The organism is Streptomyces sp. MspMP-M5, from assembly GCF_000373585.1.
GTDB lineage: Bacteria > Actinomycetota > Actinomycetes > Streptomycetales > Streptomycetaceae > Streptomyces.
Window position 1 is genome coordinate 1 of record NZ_KB891927.1, and the last position, 18240, is coordinate 18240.

General features: G+C 72.2%; 14 protein-coding genes and 1 rRNA gene. 8 read left to right on the forward strand and 7 right to left on the reverse strand.

Annotated elements, in window-relative coordinates; all coding sequences use genetic code 11:
* The first annotated feature begins 2 nt into the window (after window positions 1-2).
* Window positions 3-119: ribosomal RNA gene (rrf, locus tag B073_RS0131735) — 5S ribosomal RNA — on the forward strand.
* A 426-nt stretch (window positions 120-545) separates the two neighbouring features.
* On the opposite strand, the gene B073_RS0131740 is transcribed toward rrf, so the two are convergent.
* Genes B073_RS0131740 through B073_RS0131760 form a run of 5 tightly spaced genes read right to left on the reverse strand, consistent with a single transcriptional unit; the run spans window position 546 to window position 6366 of the window.
* Window positions 546-1856 (reverse strand): DUF58 domain-containing protein, encoded by a 1311-nt coding sequence (locus B073_RS0131740; protein ID WP_018542111.1) that lies wholly within the window; start codon window positions 1854-1856, stop codon window positions 546-548.
* A 9-nt stretch (window positions 1857-1865) separates the two neighbouring features.
* Window positions 1866-2831: an AAA family ATPase gene (locus tag B073_RS0131745; protein ID WP_018542112.1), complete on the reverse strand. Its 966-nt coding sequence runs from the start codon at window positions 2829-2831 to the stop codon at window positions 1866-1868.
* Window positions 2812-4053, reverse strand: a complete 1242-nt coding sequence (locus tag B073_RS0131750; protein ID WP_018542113.1) for a DUF4350 domain-containing protein — start codon at window positions 4051-4053, stop codon at window positions 2812-2814. Before B073_RS0131750 ends, B073_RS0131745 begins: the two co-directional genes overlap by 20 nt.
* Window positions 4050-4742: a DUF4129 domain-containing protein gene (locus B073_RS0131755; RefSeq protein WP_018542114.1), complete on the reverse strand. Its 693-nt coding sequence runs from the start codon at window positions 4740-4742 to the stop codon at window positions 4050-4052. The genes B073_RS0131750 and B073_RS0131755 overlap by 4 nt, the downstream gene beginning before the upstream one ends.
* Before the next feature lie 4 nt (window positions 4743-4746).
* Window positions 4747-6366 carry a DUF7544 domain-containing protein gene (locus B073_RS0131760; RefSeq protein WP_018542115.1) on the reverse strand — a complete coding sequence of 540 codons (1620 nt, stop codon included), beginning with the start codon at window positions 6364-6366 and terminating at the stop codon, window positions 4747-4749.
* A 152-nt stretch (window positions 6367-6518) separates the two neighbouring features.
* Between B073_RS0131760 and mtnA the strand changes: the two genes are divergently transcribed.
* From mtnA to B073_RS0131795, 7 genes are all read left to right on the forward strand, one after another.
* Entirely contained in the window at window positions 6519-7691 is a 1173-nt protein-coding gene (gene mtnA, locus B073_RS0131765; RefSeq protein WP_018542116.1) for an S-methyl-5-thioribose-1-phosphate isomerase, read from the forward strand.
* The gene (gene mtrA / locus B073_RS0131770) at window positions 7688-8365 is read left to right on the forward strand and encodes a two-component system response regulator MtrA (RefSeq protein WP_018542117.1); all 678 of its coding nucleotides are present in this window, start codon (window positions 7688-7690) and stop codon (window positions 8363-8365) included. Before mtnA ends, mtrA begins: the two co-directional genes overlap by 4 nt.
* Window positions 8366-8429: 64 nt before the next feature.
* Entirely contained in the window at window positions 8430-10535 is a 2106-nt protein-coding gene (gene mtrB, locus B073_RS41830) for an MtrAB system histidine kinase MtrB (RefSeq protein ID WP_234025220.1), read from the forward strand.
* Window positions 10525-12456, forward strand: coding sequence for an LpqB family beta-propeller domain-containing protein (locus B073_RS0131780; RefSeq protein ID WP_018542119.1), 1932 nt, complete (start codon window positions 10525-10527; stop codon window positions 12454-12456). Before mtrB ends, B073_RS0131780 begins: the two co-directional genes overlap by 11 nt.
* 559 nt (window positions 12457-13015) lie before the next feature.
* Window positions 13016-13588 (forward strand): phosphoribosyltransferase family protein, encoded by a 573-nt coding sequence (locus tag B073_RS41835; RefSeq protein ID WP_018542120.1) that lies wholly within the window; start codon window positions 13016-13018, stop codon window positions 13586-13588.
* A 620-nt stretch (window positions 13589-14208) separates the two neighbouring features.
* On the forward strand, window positions 14209-14904 hold the full coding sequence (gene hpf, locus B073_RS0131790) for a ribosome hibernation-promoting factor, HPF/YfiA family (protein WP_018542121.1): 696 nt from the start codon (window positions 14209-14211) through the stop codon (window positions 14902-14904).
* A 234-nt stretch (window positions 14905-15138) separates the two neighbouring features.
* A complete protein-coding gene (locus B073_RS0131795; protein ID WP_026247912.1) occupies window positions 15139-15897 on the forward strand; it encodes a response regulator in 759 nt (252 codons plus the stop codon).
* Window positions 15898-16057: 160 nt separating this feature from the next.
* Here B073_RS0131795 and B073_RS0131800 read toward each other — a convergent pair whose 3' ends face one another.
* Together B073_RS0131800 and B073_RS0131805 are read right to left on the reverse strand one after the other, a co-directional pair.
* Window positions 16058-17350: a winged helix-turn-helix domain-containing protein gene (locus B073_RS0131800; RefSeq protein WP_202487632.1), complete on the reverse strand. Its 1293-nt coding sequence runs from the start codon at window positions 17348-17350 to the stop codon at window positions 16058-16060.
* 58 nt (window positions 17351-17408) lie between these two features.
* Window positions 17409-18041, reverse strand: a complete 633-nt coding sequence (locus B073_RS0131805; RefSeq protein WP_018542124.1) for a GNAT family N-acetyltransferase — start codon at window positions 18039-18041, stop codon at window positions 17409-17411.
* Window positions 18042-18240: the final 199 nt, after the last annotated feature.

Consider the following 18240-nt stretch of genomic DNA (forward strand, 5'->3'; position numbering starts at 1 on the left):
GTTTCGGTGGTTATAGCGTTAGGGAAACGCCCGGTTACATTCCGAACCCGGAAGCTAAGCCTTTCAGCGCCGATGGTACTGCAGGGGGGACCCTGTGGGAGAGTAGGACGCCGCCGAACTAATTGTGGGATAGACCCCGCACCTTATGGTGCGGGGTCTATCTGTTTTTAAGGGCTTCGTTCCCAGAGGCAAGGCCGGAGGCTTTGGCTTGGGGGCGGGGCCCTTTTTCATTGTGGGCGTTGGGGTTGGTTGCCTGTCCCTTCCCTCAAGGAAGGCAACTGCTGGTATCTGTGGGCGGCTGGTGAAGCGAGCTGTGGGTGTGGGCCAGTGGGTATGTACGCCTCTGCCTTCATCTCTTGGGAGGTGACGGGAGGAAGCGGCGCTCTGTTGTTGCTTCCTCGGGCGGGTGGCCTTCATTGCTCAGGGTGTCTGACCTTGCTGAGCGGGGGGGGGAGGGAGCGCGTGGAGTGCGTAGAAAAGCCGGCGTCTTGGTGACGCCGGCTTTCAGGGGTTGGGGTTCGCATTCCTGCGGCTGGGTGGGGTGGTTACAGGCGGCCGGCGGACTTCAGGGAGAGGTAGGCGTCGGCGAGGTCGGGGGCCAGGTGGTCGGGGGTGGAGTCGATGACGGTGATGCCGTGGCGGCGGAGGCGGTCGGCGGTGCGGTGGCGGGCGGCGCGGGTCTGTTCCGCGGCGGCGGCTGCGTAGACGGCCTGCGGGGTGTGGCGGCCGGTGGCGAGTTCTTCGATGCGGGGATCGGCGACGGCCGCGACGATGAGTTCGTTGCGTTGGCTGAGGGTGGGGAGGACGGGCAGCAGGGCCTCCTCCATGGGGGCCGTGTCGAGGCCGGTGAAGAGCACGATGAGGGAACGGCGTGTGGTGTGGCGGTGGATGGTGGCCGTGAGACCGCGGGCATCTGCCTCGATGAGTTCGGGTTCGAGGGGCGCGAGGGCGTTGGTGAGGGCCGGGAGGAGGTCGCGAGCGGTGTGGCCCTGTACGGAGGCGCGTACCCGGCGGTCGTAGGCGAGGAGGTCCACGTGGTCGCCGGCGCGGGCGGCGAGTGCTGCGAGGAGCAGCGCGGCGTCCATGGAGGCGTCGAGGCGGGGGGTGTCGCCGACGCGGCCGGCGGAGGTGCGGCCGGTTTCCAGAACGAGGAGGATGCGGCGGTCGCGTTCGGGGCGCCAGGTGCGGACGGCGACGGTGTTCCGGCGGGCGGTGGCGCGCCAGTCGATGGAGCGGGTGTCGTCGCCGGGGGTGTAGTCGCGGAGGCTGTCGAATTCGGTGCCCTCACCGCGGGTCAGGATGCTGGTGCGGCCGTCGAGTTCGCGGAGGCGGGCGAGCTTGGCGGGGAGGTGCTTGCGGCTGGTGAAGGGCGGCAGGACGCGCAGGGTCCAGGGGACGTGGTGGCTTCCTTGACGGGCGGCCAGGCCGAGGGGGCCGTAGGAGCGGACCGTGACGCGGACGGCCTGGTGGTCGCCGCGGCGGGTGGGGTGGAGCGTGGTCGTCAGGCGGCGGCGTTCACCGCCGGGGATGCGGAGGGCGTGCCGGGACGCGGGGATGTCGTCGCCGGGGCGGAACGAGCTCGGGGGCCAGGCGTCGCGGAGTTGGGCGCGCAGGGGGCGGCGGCTCGGGTTGGTGACTGTGAGGTGGATGTGGGCTTCGCCTGTTAGTCGAACGCTTGTGTCACCGGTTCGGGTGAAATGGAGCTTTCGCACTGGCGCGGCGAGCGCCAGGTCGCACAAAATTGCTATCAGCAAGGTGAGTTGGACGATGAGGATCCCGAGCCAGCTGGGGAGCACGAAGCCCACGAGCAGGGCTCCGAGTGCGGAGAGGAGAGCAGTGCGTCCGGTGAGGGCCACGGTGTTGCCTCAGCGGGGTACGGGGAGATGAGCGAGCACGGCGTTGATGACGGAGTCCGCGGTGACTCCTTCCATCTCGGCCTCAGGTCGGAGATGTACGCGGTGCCGGAGTGTGGGGAGGGCCAGGGCTTTGACGTCGTCGGGCGTGACGTAGTCGCGGCCGGTCAGCCAGGCCCAGGCGCGTGAGGTGGCAAGCAGGGCGGTGGCTCCTCGGGGGGAGACGCCGAGAGACAGCGAGGGGGATTCGCGAGTGGCACGGCAGATATCGACGATGTAGCCGGTGACTTCGGGCGAGACGGCGGTCTTGGCGACCGCGTCGCGGGCGGCTTCGAGGTCGGCGGCGGAGGCGACGGGCCGCAGTCCCGCGGCGTTGAGGTCGCGCGGGCTGAAGCCGGCCGCGTGACGGGTGAGGATATCGATCTCGTCCTGGCGGGCGGGCAGGGACACCGTCAGCTTGAGCAGGAAGCGGTCGAGCTGGGCCTCGGGGAGAGGGTAAGTGCCCTCGTACTCCATGGGGTTCTGCGTGGCGGCGACGAGGAACGGTTCAGGGAGCGGGCGGGGCGTGCCGTCGACCGTGACCTGACGTTCTTCCATCGCTTCGAGCAGGGACGCCTGGGTCTTCGGGGGCGTGCGGTTGATTTCGTCGGCGAGGAGGAGGTTGGTGAAGACGGGGCCGGGCTGGAAGGAGAACTCGGCGCTCCGGGTGTCGTAGACCAGCGAGCCGGTGACGTCACTGGGCATCAGATCGGGGGTGAACTGGACGCGCTTGGTGTCGAGTTCGAGGGCCGTCGAGAGGGCGCGCACAAGGAGGGTCTTGGCGACGCCTGGGACGCCTTCGAGGAGCACATGACCACGGCAGAGCAGTGCGACGACCAGGCCGGTGACGGCGGGGTCCTGGCCTACCACTGCCTTGGCTATCTCGGTGCGCAGTTCCTCGAGTGAGGCTCGGGCGCTGTCAGCGGTCGGGGTGGTCACGGGGTGCGTGCCTCTCTTGGGAAACGATCGAGTTTTCAAGTGCGTCGAGTCGGTCGGCCAGGTGCACGAGCGCCTTGTCGTCCGCCGGGGCGGGGCCGAAGAGGAGGGCGTCGAAATCGGGCGCTGCCGGGGAGCCGGCGCCGAGATGGGTGTGGATGGCCGGGAGCAGGATGTCGGGGGTATGGGCGTGTGCGGAGGGCACGCCGATGAGGGGGGCGAGCCGGGTGCGGGTCGCGGAGCGGAGCACGGCCGAGGCCCGGTCGCGGGCGTGGGCCTGTTCGTAGAGGCGGGCGTGGCCCTCGGTGGTTTCGGCGGCCGGGACGGTGACCGGGAGCCGCTCGGGCACCAGGGGGCCGAGCCGGCGGGCACGCCACAGGGCCGCGCAGACGGCGGCGAGGGTGAGTTGGAGCAGGGCCCAGCGCCAGCCGGAGGGGATGAGGTCGAGGAGGCCGGGCTGGGTGTCCGGTGTCGTCGAGGACGGATCGCTGACGGAGGGGAGGTACCAGACCAGATGCTTGTGCGCACCGAGGAGTTGGAGGGCCAGCGAGGCGTTGCCGCGCTCGGCGAGGTGGTGGTTGTAGAGGAAGTCGGCGGAGCCGAGGAGGACGGTGTCGCGCCCCTGGGGGGCGTCGGCCGGGAGGCGCAGCAGCGTGGGGCGGCCGCCGGCTTGGTAGCAGCGGTCGGCGCCGGTGGCGGATGTGGTGTAGCGGATGCCGCCGAGGAGTGCGTCGCCCGCGGTGCGGGCGGCGGGCAGCGGACAGCCGGGTTGACGCGGTGCGTTGCTGATCTCGGGTTCGGCCTGGACGCCGGGGGCGAGGACCTGGAGGGAGCCGCTTCTCGGAGCGAGCAGGACGGTGCGGCCGGGGGCGCGGGATGTTGTGGTCCGGAGTTCGGTCAGCTGACTGTTGGTCAGCATGTCGGGGGCCGTGACGAGGAGTGTGGTGTGCGGTCCGGCCGCGGCGGCGGCTTCGTCGGCGGTGGTCACGACGCGGGTGGTGACGCCGTGGGCGGTGAGGAGCTGGGCGAGTGCCCGGCTTCCGGTCCGGTCCGCGGAGCGGGGGTCGAGCCGGCCGTGCCGTTCACCGGACTGCAGGGCGGCGAGGGCCAGTCCGCCGATGACGAGCAGCAGCAGTGCCAGCAGGACGCCCCGGGAGCGGGTCCACACGCGGCGCGCGGTGGCGCCGGGGGCGGTGGTGGCGGTCGGGGTGGTGGCCGTGGTCATCCGCGGCTCCTGGTCGGTGCGGTGGCCAGGTGGGGCTTGGCGTGCTGGAGCTCGGTGTCGAGTTCGGCCAGGAGGGCGTGTGCCCGTTCCGTGCCGGGGCGGCCGCCGTATGCGATGTCGTCGAAGGTGCGGGCCGCGATGTGGAGTTGCGCGGCGTATGCGGGGAGGACCAGGCCGGCTTCGGTGGCGGCCTCGTCGGCGGTGCGGCCGGGGCCGGGCGTGAGGAGGGCGCGCTCTTCGAGGGCGAGGACGATGGCGCGCATGCGGTCCTGGATCGCCTCGTTCCAGTGGCCCTCGGCGGCGTGCCGGTCGGCGGCCGCGCGGTGTTCGGCGGCGGTCCGGGGCCGGTCGGTGAAGAGGGTGCCCGTCGTGGTCGGGGTGCGGCGCACCGCCCCCAGCCGCAGCCGGAGGGCGATGACCAGCAGCAGGACGAACACGGCGACGGCGATGAGCCCGACCCAGCCGCCTGGAGTGGCGCCGGCGGCGGAGTCGAAGAGCTCGCCGATGCGGTGCGAGAGCCAATTCATGGCGCGCTGGACGAGGTTGGGGTCGTGCTGGTGGTATCGGGGGTCGGACAGCTCGCGTTCCGCCGCCTCATGGGCGGGGACGCGAGAGATCCGTACCGGTATGTCGTCGTCGGAGCGCGCGGCCAGGTGCGCGAGCGCGGCGATCTTCCCCCCTGCGGTCACCGCATCAGCTTCCGGGTGCGGTGTCGGTCGGGCGCGGTCCGGGGATGCCGGGGGAGCCGTCCGGGGACGCGCCGGGGGCGTCGGGCGACTCGGCCTTCTCCGGGGCTGTGGTCTCCGACTCGGCGGCCTGGGGCTTCGTCAGCTGAACGGCCGTCGCCTGAGGGGCTGTTTGCTGAGTGCCTGTCGGATCGGCCGGCTGGCCGGACGGGGTGTCAGTGGCGGCCGTGGTGGTTGCCGTTGCGTCGGGGGCGGTGTTGGGGGCCGGGGCGCCGCCGGTGGCCGGGGGCGTGGTGGGGGCGCCGGAGCCGTGGTCGGGGAGGCCGGCGGCGCGGGCGAGTTCGAGGTCGAGTGCCTCGCGGCGGATGCGCTGGTCGACGTAGAGGAGCGCGGTGACCCCGGCACTGATCGGGAAGGTGATCGCCGAGCTGATGATCGCGCCGATGCCCAGCACGATCAGGAACGGCCAGCCGGTGGCGTCGCTGGTGCCGTTCGCCCAGTCCACGAGGCTTTCCCCGCCTATCAGGAAGGCGATGGCGGTGGTCGGGATCTGGATGATGAACTGGACGATGGAGATCAGCAGGTAGGCGAGGAGCTGGACGCCCAGCACCCGCCACCAGGCGCCGCGGACGAGCTTGGCGGAGCGCCGCATCGAGGCGATGACGCCCTGCTTCTCCAGCATCAGCGCCGGGGAGGCGAGGCTGTAGCGGACCCACAGCCAGACGCCCACGACGCCGGCGGCGAACAGGCCGAGCAGCATCAGGCCGAGACCGAGGTCGAGCGGCCCGCTGCTCGAGACGAGGATCCCCGGGGTCAGGCCGGCCAGGAAGATGGCGGTGATGATCAGGGGCAGCAGGATGAGCAGGCCCAGCAGCCGCGGCAGTTGGCCGCGGGCGTCGTTCCACGCCTCCTTGGCGGTCACCGGGCGGCCCAGGACCGCCCGGCTGATGACCATGGTCAGCATGCCGGTCGCGATGATCGTGGCGAGCAGACCGATGAGCGCGGTGATGGCCGAGCCGGACAGGGAGTTGCCCATCTCGCTCAGGGCCTGCCGCAGCGGCGGTCCGGCGCCGTCGTCGAGGTCCGTGGCGCGGTGGGGTCCCTGGAACCACACGCCGGTGACGACCGTGGCGGTGGTCTGCGACACGATCGCGACGATCAGCGAGATGCCGAGCACGGTGCGCCAGTGGGCGCGCATGGTGGCGACGGCGCCGTCGAGGATCTCGCCGACGCCGAGCGGCCGCAGCGGGATGACACCCGGCTTGGCGACGGGCGGCATGCCGCCCCAGCCGCCGCTCCAGCCGGGACCGCCGCCCCAGGCGCCCTGGTTTCCGGGGCCCGGCGGGGTGGCCCAGCCGCCCGGGGCCGTTCCGGACGAGGCGCGGGTGTGGTCCCCGGCGCCCTGGCCGCTCCGGCCGTCGGGTCCGCCCTGGCCGGGGATGGCGGACGGGGTCGTCCACTGGCCGGGAGGCGGCTGGTTGCTGGACCAGTTCGGCGGGGCCGGCTGCTGGGGTGCGCCGGCGCGGTCTTCCGGGACGGTCGGCTGGGTGGGCTGCTCCGGGGTGCCGCGGTCCGGCTCGTCGGAGGGGGAGGATCCGGGCGAGGCCCAGCCCGGAGAGTTGTTCATCGTCGCTCCTTCTTGCTGCCCGTCCGCTGGAGCGGGCGGGGTCCGGGATCCGCGGTGTCAGTCATCGTGTCATGGCCGATGGCGCTCTGTACCCGGGCCCTTCGAGGAAGGGGACCTTCTGTTCGGTGGGGGATCGGCGGCAGACTGAGGGAATGGCTGATCGGCACGAAGTATCGGAGGCGGGCGCCGAGTCGCTCGCGGTCCCGTCGCTGCGCTGGGAGGAGTTGCCCGAGGGGCCGGTCGTGGTCCTTCTCGACCAGACGCGGCTGCCGGCGGAGGAGGTCGAGCTGGTCTGCACGGATGTTCCGGCACTGGTGCGGGCGATCCGGACGCTGGCCGTGCGGGGGGCGCCGCTGCTGGGCATCGCGGGCGCATACGGCGTCGCACTGGCCGCGGCACGGGGATTCGACGTCGAGGAAGCGGCCCAGGCACTGGCGTCCGCCCGGCCGACCGCGGTCAATCTCGGTTACGGCGTCCGGCGCGCGGCCGCGGCGTTTCGGGAGGCGGTGGCCGGTGGCGCCGGTCCGCAGGATGCGGCGGCGGCCGCGCTGGCCGAGGCACGGGCCGTCCACGCGGAGGACGTCGAGGCCAGCGCGGGCATGGCGCAGCACGGCCTGGAGCTTCTGGGGGAGCTGTTGCCGGGCGGCGGGCACCGGATACTCACGCACTGCAACACGGGTGCCCTGGTCTCCGGCGGTGAGGGGACCGCCCTGGCCGTGGCGCTGGCGGCGCACCGGGCCGGCGAGCTGCGGCGGCTGTGGGTGGACGAGACGCGTCCGCTGCTGCAGGGGGCGCGGCTGACCGCGTACGAGGCGGCGCGGGCCGGGATGGCGTACACGGTGCTGGTGGACGGCGCCGCCGGCTCGCTGTTCGCGGCCGGCGAGGTGGACGCGGTGCTGATCGGGGCCGACCGGATCGCCGCGGACGGCGCGGTCGCCAACAAGATCGGCAGCTATCCGCTGGCGGTGCTCGCCCACCATCACCGCGTCCCGTTCATCGTGGTGGCGCCGACCAGCACCGTGGATCTGGAGACGGAGGAAGGAGGCGCCATCGAGGTGGAGCAGCGGCCCGGCCATGAAGTGACGGAGTTCGCCCTGCCGCACCTCCAGGGCGCCGGGGCGGAGGGCGGTTCCGGGATTCCGGTGGCGCCGCTGGGCGCACTGGCCTACAACCCGGCCTTCGACGTCACGCCTGCCGAGCTGGTGACGGCGATCGTTACGGAGGCCGGAGTGGTGTCGCCGGTGACCCGTGAGCGGCTGGCGGACGTGTGTTCCGTCTCACGATGGAGAAAGTCACGATCAGGTAATGGGATGATGGCCGAATGAAGGGACGCGTCCTGGTCGTCGACGACGACACCGCACTGGCAGAGATGCTCGGCATCGTGCTGCGCGGCGAGGGCTTTGAACCGTCGTTCGTGTCGGACGGCGACAAGGCGCTCGCTGCGTTCCGCGAGACCAAGCCCGATCTTGTGCTGCTCGACCTGATGCTGCCCGGTCGGGACGGCATAGAGGTGTGCCGGCTGATCCGGGCCGAGTCGGGTGTGCCGATCGTCATGCTGACCGCCAAGAGCGACACGGTGGACGTGGTGGTCGGCCTCGAGTCGGGGGCGGACGACTACGTCGTCAAGCCGTTCAAGCCCAAGGAGCTGGTGGCGCGGATCCGGGCCCGGCTGCGGCGCTCGGAGGAGCCGGCGCCCGAGCAGTTGGCCATCGGGGACCTCGTCATCGACGTGGCGGGACACTCCGTGAAGCGGGACGGCCAGTCGATCGCGCTGACTCCGCTGGAGTTCGACCTGCTGGTGGCGCTGGCGCGCAAGCCGTGGCAGGTGTTCACCCGCGAGGTGCTGCTGGAGCAGGTCTGGGGCTACCGCCATGCCGCGGACACCCGGCTGGTCAACGTCCATGTGCAGCGCCTGCGCTCCAAGGTCGAGCGGGACCCGGAGCGCCCGGAGATCGTGGTGACCGTGCGCGGCGTCGGCTACAAGGCCGGGCCCAGCTGAGATGACCCGGGACGGTTCGACCCCGGAGGGACAGCGGGGGCGCACCGTCGGCCCGGCAGGCGATATGTCCCTTTCAGGTCGGTTGGCGGCGCGGTTGCTGCGCGGCGGGCAGCTGCTGCCCGACGGCGCGGTGAGCGGGCCGGTCCACCCCCTGCTGCGGCTCTTCAGCCGCTGGGTGCGGCGGCCGCTGCTGCCCGCGCTGCGACTGTGGCGGCGCAACATCCAGCTGCGGGTCGTCGCCACCACCCTGCTGATGTCGCTGGCCGTGGTGCTGCTGCTCGGCGTCGTGGTCGTCGGGCAGGTCCGCAACGGCCTCCTCACCGCCAAGGCGCAGGCCGCCCAGAGCCAGGCCGTCGGCGGCTTCGAGGTCGCCCGGAAACTGGCCGACGGCGGCGACGACAACCACACCGACGACACCAACCGCACCGCCAGCCGTGGCACCCAGGACTCCGCGACCTGGCTGACCAGCCTCGTCGAGCAGCTCGCCAGCGGCGGACAGGGCGTCTTCTCGGTCGTCGCCCTCAGCTCCGACACCGACGAGCCGTTCGGCGACTCCACCCCCGGCACCCGCGGACCGCGCGCCTCCGGGGACGTCGACCCCGAGCGCAGCGTGCCCCTCGAACTGCGGCGGAAGCTGGACAGCAAGTCCGGGACGTTCCGCGAATACACCCAGATCAAACGCATCGGCTCCAACGACGGGGTGCCGGCGCTGATCATCGGCAAGCGCCTCAACGACATCAACGGCAACCAGTACCAGCTCTACTACCTCTTCCCGTTCAGCCAGGAAGCGGAGTCCCTCAAGCTGGTCACCGGGACGCTGGCCACCGCCGGGGTGTTCGTCGTGATCCTGCTCGGCGCCATTGCCTGGCTGGTCGTGCGGCAGGTCGTCACCCCCGTTCGGATGGCCGCCGGGATCTCCGAGCGGCTGGCCGCCGGCCTCCTCCAGGAGCGGATGAAGGTCACCGGCGAGGACGACATCGCCCGCCTCGGCGAGTCCTTCAACAAGATGGCGCAGAATCTCCAGCTCAAGATCCAGCAGCTGGAGGAGCTGTCCCGGATGCAGCGGCGGTTCGTCTCCGACGTCTCGCACGAACTGCGCACCCCGCTGACGACCGTACGGATGGCCGCCGACGTCATCCACGAGGTCCGGGACGAGTTCGACCCCGCCACCGCGCGCTCCGCGGAGCTGCTGCGCGGCCAGCTCGACCGCTTCGAGTCGCTGCTCGCCGAGCTGCTGGAGATCAGCCGGTTCGACGCGGGCGCGGCGGCCCTGGAGGCCGAACCGGTCGACCTGCGCGACGTGGTCCACCGCGTCATCGAGGGCGCCGAGCCGCTCGCCGAACGCAAGGGCACCCGCATCGTGGTGCGCGGCGCCGAGCACCCCGTCATGGCCGAGGCCGACCCCCGGCGGGTGGAACGCATCCTGCGCAACCTCGTCGTCAACGCCGTCGAGCACGGCGAGGGCCGGGACGTCGTGGTCCGGCTGGCGTCCGCCGGCGGCCGCAGCGACGGTGCGGTGGGCGTCGCCGTCCGGGACTACGGCGTCGGCCTCAAGCCCGGCGAGGCGACCCGGGTCTTCAACCGCTTCTGGCGCGCGGACCCGGCACGGGCCCGGACGACCGGCGGCACCGGCCTGGGCCTGTCCATCGCCATCGAGGACGCCCGGCTGCACGGCGGCTGGCTGCAGGCGTGGGGTGAGCCGGGCGGCGGCTCGCAGTTCCGGCTGACACTGCCCCGCACGGCCGGCGAGACGCTGCGCGGCTCCCCGATCCCCCTGGAGCCGGAGGACTCGCGGCGCAACCGCGGCCTGGACGCGCACGGTCGGCCCCGCGCCGGCGCGGGCCGCGCGACGCCCGCCGTTCCGGCGCAGCCTCGCCCCGGCGCCCAGCACGCACCGGCCCGCCCCGCGGCGACCCGGCCGGCGCTGCCCCCCGGCGGCACCCGCGTGCCGGCCCAGCAGACCCCCACCCGCAAGACCGGGGAAGCCGCCCACGACGACGGCACCCGCGACGGCACCCGCACCGACGCCGTACCGGACCCGGGCGCGACCGACGAGCCGGTGCGGACCGGCGGCCCCGGGGCACCCGGCGGTGCCGCGGCCGCCGCAGACAGCACGCAGCAGGAGACCGGACGCGACGGGGAACGGGAAGGCGGACGACGTGGGCGCTGAGCACGAGGACGAGCGCGCGGCGCGCACCCCGCGGTTCCGCACGCCCACCCGCCGCGGCACAGGCACCGACATCGGCACCGGCACCGGCGTCAATGCCACGCGCGCGGGACGCACGGCCGTCCTGCTGGGCTGCGCCGGCGCGCTGCTGGCCGGCTGCGCGTCCATGCCGGACAGCGGCGACGTCACCGCGGTCGACCAGCCCCCGCGCGCCGACGGGGACTCGCAGGTGCGGGTCTACGGCGTCCCCCCGCAGGACGGCGCCCAGCCCACCAACATCGTGCGCAGCTTCCTCGACGCGACCACCAGCGACGAGGCGGACTTCCGCACCGCCAGGATGTACCTGGCCAAGTCGGCACGGCAGACCTGGCGGCCCTTCCTCGCCACCAACGTCCTCCAGGAGCGGCCCAAGTCCGAGCCCGAACCCGCGGCCAAAGCCGACCGCGAGGACGCCGACGGCTACACCGTCACGCTCTCCGGCAGCCAGGTGGCGATGGTGGACGCCAACCACGCCTACACCCCGGAGGAGAAGCCGTACCGCGAGACGATCCACCTCATCAAGGAGGGGGACCAGTGGCGCATCGACCGGCTGCCCGACGGGCTGGTGCTGGGGCAGTCCGACTTCCAGCGCATCTACCGCTCCGTCAACAAGTACTACTTCGCGTCCTACAAGTCCGAGTCGGACGACCCCAAGGCGGGCAAGAACGTCCTCGTCGCCGACCCGGTCTATCTGCGGCAGCGGATAAAGCCGATCACCTCCAGTGTGGAGGCGCTGCTCACCGGGCCCACCGACTGGCTGGACCGGGTGACGACTTCGGCGTTCCCGCCCGGCACCCGGCTCGCCGCCCGTGACCTGTCCCTGGACGACTCCAACGCCCTCCAGGTCAAGCTCAGCAAGCAGGCGGTGAACACCGACACCGCCCAGTGCAAGCGGATGGCCGCTCAGCTCTTCTTCACCGTCCAGGACATGACGCGGGCTTCGAAGATCAGCGAGGTGGAGCTCCAGGACCCGAGCGGCAACTCGCTGTGCGCGCTGACGCAGGATCAGGCCGAGCGGGACTTCGCCGCGCCCGGCCACAACGGGCGCGCCGACCGGGAGTACTTCATCGACGCCCAGCACCGCGTCGTTGCGATGTCCGACTCGGCCACCGAACCGACGCCGGTGGGCGGCCCGTTCGGCACCGGCAAGACCCCGCTGCGCTCGGTCGCCATCTCGCGCAAGGAGACCACCGCGGCCGGGGTGTCGGCCGACGGGCGGTCTCTCTACGTCGCCGGTCTGGAGGACGGTACGCAGCGCGGCGGGCCGCTGCTGACCAGCACCGGTTCGGGGAAGGGCGCCGACGAGGGGCTGACCGCGCCGAGTTGGGACGGGCTGGGCGACCTGTGGATCGCCGACCGCGACGCGCACGGGTCGCGGCTGCTGCGGATGCGCGAGGGGAAGGGCGACCCGGAGGAGGTCGCGGTGCCCGGCCTCGGCCAGCGGCGGATCAAGGCGATCAAGGTGGCCGCGGACGGCATACGGATCGCGATCCTGGTGGAGAACAAGGGGCGCACCACGCTCCAACTCGGCCGCGTCGAACGGGGCGGCACCTCTCTCCACCCGACGCTGTCGGTGCAGGAACTGCGGCCTATCGCGCCCCAGTTGGAGGATGTGGTGGCGGCGTCCTGGGCGGGCGGCAGCCGGCTGGTGGTCGTGGGCCGGGAGGCCGGCGGGGTGCAGCAGATGCAGTTCATGGAGACCGACGGCTCGGCCTCGGACGCGCAGACGCTCCCCGGCGTCAACGGCGTCAAGGCGGTGGCGGCCTCCGAGGACGAGACCCGCCCGCTGATCGCCGATGCCACGGAGGGCATAGTGCGGCTGCCCCCCGACGCCAACTGGAAGACGGTGGCGAAGGACGGGACGGCGCCGGTGTATCCGGGGTGAGGGCGGTGCTTTACGGGGGCGCGTGGCGTGCGTGCGGCGTGTGATGCGCGGCGTGTGACGTGTGGTGTGTGACGTGTGACGTGTGCTGTGCGGTTGGGGACGTCGGGTGGCGCGTGACGGATGTGACGTGATGCGACGTAGCGGTCTGCGTCGGGGAGGGTTCCCTGTTCCGTCTTCCGTCTTCCGTCTCCGTGTCCCGCTTCTCGGCGTCTTTGTCTCCCGCTTCCCGTCTCCCCCTCCTGTCCCTGTGCCGGTATCCGGCTCGGGGGCCGTGTCTGTCCTCGTGTCCGGATCTGTACCTGTTCTGGATCCGGGTGCAGATTCCCCTCCGGAACCGCGCTGGTCGGTGACCGTCTCGGCGAAGTTATCCACAGGGGTGGTGGCCGGGGCCGCGTGGCGCGACAGTGGAGTCATGCGGGGGATCTGGCGAGAGCTGGCGGGTCTGGTCCTGCCGGTCGACTGTGCGGGGTGTGGTCAGCCGCGTACGGAGCTGTGTGCGGCGTGCTGCCGGGCGCTGTGGCGCGGGGGCCGTGGTGCCGGGCGGGTGCGACCGTGGCCCGTGCCAGCGGGGCTGCCGAGGGTGTGGGCCGGTGCGCCGTACGCCGACGAGGTGCGCGCCGTACTGCTGGCCCACAAGGAGCGCGGCGCGCTGCGGCTGGCCGCGCCGCTGGGAGCGGTACTGGCGGGGGCGGTGCGGGGGGTGGGGGGAGGGGGCGGCCCCCTCCTGCTGGTGCCGGTCCCCTCCGCGCGCTCCGCCGTGGCCGGCCGCGGCCACGATCCCGTGCGCCGGATCGCGCTGGCGGCCTCCGCCGAGCTGCGGCGTTCCGGTGTCGGGGTGCGGATGCTGGCGGTGCTGCGGCAGCGTCGTGCCGTGGCCGATCAAGCGGGGCTGGACGCCCGGCAGCGGTTGGCCAACGTCGCGGGCGCGCTGGAGGTGCCGGGCGCGGCAAGGAGGCTGATGGCAGGGGTGCCGGTGGTGCTGGTGGACGATCTGGTGACGACGGGGGCCACGATTGCCGAGGCGGCACGGGCGGTCAGGGCGGCCGGTGCCCGAGTGACTGGGGCCGCCGTGGTGGCCGCACCACGCAGTTCTTTTCTTTCGCTTTCAACGGAAGCGGGGCGTCGGATGTGAACGGATAGTGAGGCAGGCACGGCCCCGGCTGAGTGTGCCCGATCCGCGCCCGGCCGGCGTAGCGGCGCCGCCTGTCCGTCGCGACCACGCCGCATACCCGACGGGATTGCGCCGAGTATCCGACGGGCAGCCCCTCGTGCGCGCCGCCGGGAGGCTGTCCATCGCCCGGTTGGGCCGAACCGCCGGGTTGATCATGGCGCTCACCCGTTGACGGCGACCCCGCTCCGCCGTGTCCGGCGGGCGTACGCCGGGCCTCATGGGCCCGGACCAGGCGTCGGCGGGGGCCGAGAGTAAAGGGAACTGGGCGGTGCTAGGTGTCGTTGCTGGTAGTGAGCGCCGATTTTCACTCAAACGGAGCTGGTCGTGGCGAGGGGGTGCCGACACCGGTCCAGTGGAGCTATGTTCGGTTGTGAGGACTTGGCGGACGCTTTGCCTCAGATGTCGTGTTGCATGCTTTTCGGGGTTTTTCAGCGATCCTGAAAACGTGGGAATGGAGATCTCGCCCCTTGGGGAGAAGGAGGTGAAAGTCGCCAGTCCGAGGCCCCGGCACTCACCGGAGCCTGGTGCAAGAAGGAGCTGCTCCGCTTGCTGAGCGGGGCGATCCGGGAACGGAGTTCTGCGTGGACATCGTCGTCAAGGGCCGCAAGACCGAGGTGCCCGAGCGGTTCCGCAAGCACGTGGCCGAGAAGCTGAAGCTGGACAAGGTCCAGAAGCTCGATGGCAAGGCGATGAGCCTGGACGTCGAGGTGTCCAAGGAGCCCAACCCGCGGCAGGCCGACCGTTCCGACCGAGTGGAGATCACGCTCCGCTCCCGTGGCCCGGTGGTCCGGGCCGAGGCGGCCGCAGCCGACCCGTACGCCGCGCTGGACCTGGCGACAGCCAAGCTGGAGGCGCGCCTGCGGAAACAGAACGACAAGCGTCACTCGCGCCGAGGCAACGGACGCATTCCGGCGAGCGAGGTCGCGATCACCGTCCCCGACGCGGCACGGCTGAACGGCCACGGCCTGACGGCCGCGGAGGAAGCCGCGGAGCGGGAGAAGGTGCCGACCACCCGGATGGGATCACTGGAGATCCAGGGCGAAGGGCCCGTGGTCGTCCGCGAGAAGACCCATTCGGCCGCGCCGATGACGCTTGACCAGGCGCTCTACGAGATGGAGTTGGTCGGACACGACTTCTATCTCTTTGTCGACGCCGAGAGCAAGCAGCCGAGTGTCGTCTACCGGCGGCACGCTTACGACTACGGAGTCATCCACTTGAATTCCGACGCGTTCGGAGAGGAATCGCCCGGCGGCGCAGGGGGCGCGCTGGGCGGCTGACCCCCACCCGTTCGGTGCCCCCGGCGCACGCCCCGGGGGCACCATCGTGCCTGCGGAGGGCTGCAGTTGAAGCCGTATAGTGTTTGTGCCAGCCGGGGAGTATGTGGGCACGAAACGGCGACATGCCGGGGAGACCGTCGTATGGCATTGATCGGGCCGGCCGCAAAGGGCTGTTGTCAACCAGCCTTATCTCCAAGCTCTGGCCATCGGCCGAGTGGTTGACGGGGAGGAAACATGGGGGAGAGTTTCGGGCCCGTGCGGGGTGACGCGGACGGCGGTGTCTGCGGAGGGGGCGCCGATGACGCGGACGCGGCGGCGCGGGTGCCGCGCAAGGAGCCGATCCGTGTCCTGGTCGTGGACGATCACGCGCTCTTCCGCCGCGGCCTGGAGATCGTGCTCGCGCAGGAGGAGGACATCCAGGTCGTCGGCGAGGCGGGCGACGGCGCGGAGGCGGTCGACAAGGCTGCCGACCTGCTGCCCGACATCGTGCTGATGGACGTGCGGATGCCCCGGCGCGGCGGGATCGAGGCGTGCACCTCCATCAAGGAGGTGGCCCCCAGCGCGAAGATCATCATGCTCACGATCAGCGACGAAGAGGCCGATCTCTACGACGCGATCAAGGCCGGCGCCACCGGCTACCTCCTCAAGGAGATCTCCACCGACGAGGTGGCCACCGCCATCCGGGCCGTCGCGGACGGACAGTCGCAGATCAGCCCGTCGATGGCGTCGAAGCTCCTGACGGAGTTCAAATCGATGATCCAGCGCACCGACGAGCGCCGCCTGGTGCCGGCGCCCCGGCTCACCGACCGCGAGCTGGAGGTCCTCAAACTCGTCGCCACGGGCATGAACAACCGTGATATCGCCAAGGAGTTGTTCATCTCCGAGAACACCGTCAAGAATCATGTGCGCAACATCCTGGAGAAGCTCCAGCTGCATTCCCGGATGGAAGCCGTGGTGTATGCGATGCGGGAGAAGATTCTCGAAATCCGGTGAGGCCGGGCACGGGCCCGCACCTGGTGACGGTGGGGCGGGGCGCCCTCGATTGCGGGTCCCGTGTCCCCTGGTGTCTCGTCGCCGGTGTTCCGCGGCGCCGGTGTGGTGCGTTGCGTCGGACGGTCCTTCGCCGATGCGGGGCGATGCGGGTCGATGTGGGTCAGACCGTGGCGTTCTCCTCGTTGCCGGTGTTGGAGCCGGCGCCGCTGTCGTCGGCGGTACCGGTGTCGTCAGTGGTGCGGCTGAGTTCCGTGCGTAGGGCGGCGGCCAGTTGCGGGTCGTCGCAGCGTTCGACGCGGACGGTGTCGCAGCCCACCCATGTCGCGGCCTCGTGGAGGGCCCGGGCCATGGGGCGTACGGCCTGGGGGCCCTGGAGCGAGAGTTGGCGGGCGACCAGGGTGGCGCCCTCGCGGGCCGGGTCGACGCGGCCGACGAGCTTGCCGCCGGCCAGCAGGGGCATCGCGAAATAGCCGTGTATCCGCTTGGCCTTGGGGACGTAAGCCTCCAGGCGGTGGGCGAAGCCGAAGATCCGTGCCGTCCGCGGGCGGTCCCAGATCAGGGAGTCGAACGGGGAGAGCAGGGTCGTGCGGTGCCGGCCGCGGGGCGGGGCGGCGAGCGCCGCCGGATCCGCCCAGGCGGGCTTGGCCCAGCCCTCGACAGCCACCGGCACCAGCCCCGTGCCCTCGATGACGGCGTCCACCTGCTCGGCCTTGAGGCGGTGGTAGTCGGCGAGGTCGGCGCGGGTGGCCACGCCCATCGCGGCGCCGGCCTGGGCGACCAGGCGCCGTATGCACTCGGCGTCGTCGAGGTCGTCGTGGAGCAGCTGCTCGGGGACGGCGCGCTCGGCGAGGTCGTAGATCCGCTTCCAGCCGCGACGCTCGGTGCAGACCACGTCGCCGGTGTCCAGCAGCCACTCCACGGCGATCTTGGTCTCGGACCAGTCCCACCACTCCCCGCCGTTGCGGCCGCCGCCCAGCTGGGACGTGGTGAGCGGGCCCTCGGCCTTGAGGCGGTCCAGGACGGCGGCGCAGGAGCGGTCGGAGTCCTTCATGACGTGCCAGCGGTGGCCCCGGGCGCGCCGGGCGCGGCGGCGGAAGGCGAAGTGCGGCCACTCCTCGATGGGCAGGATGCAGGCCGCGTGCGACCAGTACTCGAAGCTGTGCGGCCGGGCCGGGGAACCGTCCTCGGGGGCGGCCGACCAGTAGGCGGCCTCGACGGCGGAGCGGCCGACCGCGCCGAGGCGGGCGTACGGCACCAGCTCGTGGGAGCGGGCGAGCACCGAGATCGTGTCGAGCTGGACCGCCCCGAGCCGGCGCAGCATCCCGCGGATGCCCGCCCGTCGGTCCGGGGCGCCGAGCAGGCCCTGGGCCCGCAGGGCCATCCGCCGGGCGTCGTCGGCGGAGAGGGTCGTCACGGGGCGTGGTGCGGGCTGGCGCTGCGTCACTCCGGTCATGTCGCACAGCGTAGGGGCGGCCACTGACAATGCCTCGGGGATCGGGCGTTTCCGCAGGTCAGCGCGGGTAGGGGAGGTAGGGGGTGGGTTCCTGGGCCGGGATGGTGACGGGGCCGGCGGGGGCGTCGGGGGCGGTTTCCCGGGGCAGGTCGGACGGGAGCAGGGAGCCGATCCACAGGTCCCGGCGGATGCCGCCGTGCACCAGTTTGGCGCGCAGGGTGCCCTCCCGCTGGAAGCCGACCTTGCGGGCGACCGCCCAGGAGCCCGCGTTGCCGGCCTCGGCGAGCCATTCCATGCGCTCCACGCCCAGATCGCGGAAGGCCCAGCGCACCACGGCGCCGGCCGCCTCCGCGGTGTAGCCCTTGCCGCGCTGTTCCTTCGCGGTCCAGTAGCCGAGCTCGGCCTGCCGCTCCACCGTGCGCAGCCGGTCGAGCCGGACCAGGCCGATGGAGCCGACGAGCGTCCCGTCGGCCCGGGTGACGACCGCGAAGGTGTAGGCGGTGTCGTCCCGCCAGCCGTCGGGGACGGCCGTGCCGACGTACCGCTCCGCGTCGTCGCGGCCGTACGGCGAGGGGACGGCGGTCCAGCGGGGGATGTCGGGGTCCTGGCAGGCGGCGTGCACCGCGGGTACGTCGGCGGGTTCGAAGGGGCGCAGCAGGAGGCGGCCGGTGGTGAGCGTGACGGGCTTCATAGGGTGAGTCTGCTGCGGCGTGGGGCGGGCTGCGAACCGTTTTCGTCGTGTTCCCGGGCGGTGCGGGGGAGGTCCCCGGAGAGCCGCCGGGGCCCCGGGGGGTCGCGCCGGATCGTCTTCCGCGATGATGGCCGGACGGTTCCGGGGGCGGCTGCCGGATCCGTGCGCGGGACGGCCGGCGGGATCTTTCCCCGGACTT